General features: G+C 29.5%; 1 protein-coding gene. It reads left to right on the forward strand.

Translation table 11 applies throughout. From position 1 onward, the window contains the following. The first annotated feature begins 37 nt into the window (after positions 1 to 37). Complete coding sequence (locus tag PLW95_08085) at positions 38 to 2,335, forward strand: trehalase family glycosidase (protein ID HOV22614.1); 2,298 nt, start codon at positions 38 to 40, stop codon at positions 2,333 to 2,335. The last annotated feature ends 123 nt before the right edge of the window (positions 2,336 to 2,458 follow it).

The raw sequence follows: 2,458 nt of genomic DNA on the forward strand, positions 1-2,458 counted from the left end.
TAAATGAAGTAATTTACTCAACAAGAAAGGACTCAGAATGAATATATTTAAAAATTGTGGATGGATATGGTATGACCACTATGGATATGAAGATGTAAATGTTTTTATGCTTGCAAGAAAAAGTTTTTCCCTAAGAGATATTCCAAAAACAGCAGAGATAAATATAACGGCTGATTCAAGATATAAACTTTATGTAAACGGAGAATATGTGTGTTATGGACCTGCAAGGGGATTTCCTGAAAGTTATCCATTTGATAGGATTGATATAAAAAGATATTTAAAAAAAGGAGAAAATGTAATTGCTGTTGTAGTATGGCAATGGGGTCATGGAACTTTTCAATCAATTTATGCAGGTGGAAATGGTCTTATTGTAGATGGAAAAATAGGGAAAGTTGATATAGGGACGAAAATAAACAATGGTTGGCTTGTAAAAAAATGTCCTGCCCATAAACAGGATATGCCAAGAAGGTCTGTTCAAATTGGATATCAAGAATATTATGATGCAAGAAAAATAAGCGAGGATTGGATGTTGCCTGAAACAAACATAAAATTTGATAGAACTGACTGGCAAGAACCAACATGGAGAAAATCTGGCTGTGCTCCTTGGTTTAAATTTGAAGAAAGGGGAATACCACTTTTAAAAGAAGAGAAAAAATTTTTTAAAAAGATTTTACATATGTACTATGGAAATAACTGGAAAAATTGGGAAAAGGAGAGGAATTTAACTATTATTTATTTAAATGAATTAAATGGGAAAGAAGATAGAAGCAGAGTAAAAGACCCTGAAAATATGCTTTTTGATAATGAAAAATTTATAGAAATTTTGCCATTTCCAGAAAATAAAAAAATTAGTTTCATAATTGATTATGGAGAAGAAGTTGCTGGTTTTATAGGTTTTGAAATTATAGGAAATGGTGGAGAAGTTTTAGATATTACAACAACAGAAGTTTGTAAAGATGGTTGGCCCTTTGTGGGGGACCCATTATCTGGAAGTAAAATAGCAATGAGTGATAGATATATAGCAAGAAATGGGAAACAACAATTTGAAACATTTTCAATTCATGGATTTAGATATTTATGTTTGACAATCAGAAATATAAAAGAAAATTTCAAAATAAAAAAAATTTATGTGAGAAGTATCTCTTATCCTTTCCAAGAGAAAGTTGTTTTTAACTCGTCAGATGAAACAATCAATAAAATATGGGATATGTGTGTTAGAACTCAAATATGTTGTAGTTTTGATTCTTATGTTGATTGTCCATGGAGAGAACAGGCACAATGGTGGGGAGATGCAAGGGTTCAAGGAGCAAATACATACTATTTATTTGGTGATATGCGACTTTTCAGAAGAGGTATAAAACAGGCAGGACAATCACAAATTGAAAATGGACTTACTTATGGGACTTTTCCATCAATAGCAGTAGGGTGTATTTTACCTGATTATACTCTTACATGGGTCCATACACATCTTGATTATTATAAATATACAGGAGATATTTCTCTTTTGAAAGAACAATTTGATAAAATAGAAAAAGCAATAAGTTTTTTTGACAAAAAGGTTGAAGAGAATTATTTACTTCCACCAATGCCTGAATGGTGGGTTTTTCTTGATTGGGCGCCTTTATATAAAGAAGGTTTTTCTTGTCTTTTTAATTTAATGTATCTTTATACCTTAAAAACAATGGTGGAGATATGTAAGATTCTTAAAAGAGAAGATAGAAAAAATTTATATGAGGAAAAAAGCAATGTATTGGAAAAAAGAATTGATAAAATTTTCTGGGATAAGAAGAAAAATGTTTATTTTGATGGATATGATATAAAAAAGAAAAAAATTATAAAAAAAATATCACAACATACACATACTTACGCAATCTTACTTAATTTAAAAAAAGAATATCACAAAAAATGGATTGAAGAAATACTCCTTCCCCCAATGAAAGAATACCCTTTAAAACATCCTACTATAATTGAGGGTTCACCATTTTTCTATTACTACATAATAGAAGTGATGAAAAAAGTTGGGGGATATGAGAAAGAAATAATTGATTTTATAAAAAGAAGATGGGGAAAAATGATAGAAGAAGGAGCAACAACTTGCTGGGAAGTATGGAAACCAGAGATGGGTTTAAGTTCTTTATGTCATGCATGGAGTGCTCATCCCGCAATTCATTTTATAGAACTAATTGCAGGTGTAAAACCAATTGCAAAAAAAAGGGAAAAAGTTAAAATTAAAAAACCACAATTTGTTGAAAATTTATATTTTAAAATAAAGACAAAAACAGAGGAAATAGAAATTGTTAAAAATGGAAAAAATGTTAAAACAAAAAGGAAATAAGAAGGAAATAATAGATTTTAATAATCCATTTACAAAGAAAGGAAATTGGTATAAAGGATGTTTTCATATTCATACAACAAATTCTGATGGGACTTTAACTCCTGATGAAATTTGTAAAATTTA

It is taken from the genome of bacterium (genome assembly GCA_035370465.1).
Taxonomy (GTDB): Bacteria; Ratteibacteria; UBA8468; order B48-G9; family JAFGKM01; genus JAGGVW01.

Excerpts from the sequence above, each read along its gene's own strand:
- PLW95_08085 (HOV22614.1), top strand. The coding sequence starts at position 38 with ATGAATATATTTAAAAATTGTGGATGGATATGGTATGACCACTATGGA.